Raw genomic sequence first — 761 nt, 5'->3', positions numbered from 1 at the left:
GCCTGCGCGGCCACCCCCTCCGCATCAGTGGTCGGCGGCCAGGACCCGTACTGGACCAGCTACGCCTACGACGCGGTCGGCAACCGCACGACCGAGTCCCAGCACCAGACCGCATCCGGCCCCACCGCTGACACCACCCGCACCTACCAAGCCCCTCCCGCAGGCAAACACTCGCTACCCAAAGTCACCCAGACCGGAATCAACCCGCACGAGGAGAACTTCACCTACGACGCCGCCGGCAACACCGCCACCCGCAAGGCCGGAACCGCCGACATCCAGAACCTGGTCTGGGACGACGAAGGGCACCTCAAAGAAGTCACCCAGGGAACCAAAACCTCAAGCTACCTGTACGACACCGAAGGCCAGCGCCTCATCCGCAAGGACTCCACTGGCACCACCCTCTACCTCCCCGGCGGCAACGAACTCCACACAGACAAAGTGGGCCTGGCCACCGGCACCCGCTACTACAGCGCCGGCAACAGCTCCCTCGCCATGCGCACCGGCACCCAGCTCACCTTCACCCTGACCGACCACCACAACACCACAACCACCCAGGTCACCGCAGACACCGCACTGGCCGTCACCCGCCGCAAGACCACCATCTTCGGAGCCCCCCGCGGCACCCAGCCCACCACCTGGAAGGGCGACAGAACCTTCGTCGGCGGCACCAAGGACACCGACACCGGCCTCACCCACCTCGGCGCCCGCGAATACGACCCCACCGTCGGCCGCTTCATCAGCGTCGACCCCATCATGGACCT

1 protein-coding gene is annotated in these 761 nt (G+C 66.9%); it reads left to right on the top strand.

What is annotated here, in order from left to right; all coding sequences use genetic code 11:
- The coding region (locus NBG84_RS39800; RefSeq protein ID WP_285369010.1) for an RHS repeat-associated core domain-containing protein at nt 1–761 on the top strand (761 nt) is incomplete at both ends.

Source organism: Streptomyces albipurpureus, assembly GCF_023701525.1.
In the GTDB taxonomy this organism is placed as follows: Bacteria; Actinomycetota; Actinomycetes; order Streptomycetales; family Streptomycetaceae; genus Streptomyces; species Streptomyces albipurpureus.
Note: the sequence above shows the minus strand (reverse complement) of the source record. Positions and strands in the feature narration are given on the sequence as shown.